This window comes from Streptomyces bobili, from assembly GCF_002154575.1.
GTDB classification, from domain to species: Bacteria; Actinomycetota; Actinomycetes; order Streptomycetales; family Streptomycetaceae; genus Streptomyces; species Streptomyces bobili.
Map to the genome: position 1 here is coordinate 1 of NZ_MUBA01000900.1, position 284 is coordinate 284.

Annotated in this window: 1 protein-coding gene; it reads right to left on the reverse strand. The window is 63.7% G+C overall.

What is annotated here, in order from left to right:
- Window positions 1–102: 102 nt before the first annotated feature.
- A partial coding sequence (locus tag BZL64_RS41835) for an MmyB family transcriptional regulator (RefSeq protein ID WP_483025123.1) occupies window positions 103–284 on the reverse strand: 182 nt, incomplete at its 5' end.

A 284-nucleotide genomic window follows, 5' to 3' on the forward strand; every position in this document is an offset into this window, starting at 1 on the left:
TTCAATTCTCCTTAGCTCCACTGATCGACACTCTGTGGAGTTGTCAAAGATCGGTGTCATAGGGTTTCGAGAAGATCCCGTCCCCCTGGGGGCGGGATCTTTTCATTGCCCGCGCAGCAACTCCGCCCGCCGTGCCGTCTCCTCGTCCTCCGGGGTGTAGACCACGATCCGGCACTCCGGCATGCCGTTGACCGACAGCGACATGGACGTCATCCGCAGCTCGCCCACCGCGGCGTGCCGGAAGACCTTCACTCGGCGGCCCGGCTCCGCCACGTCACCGGACT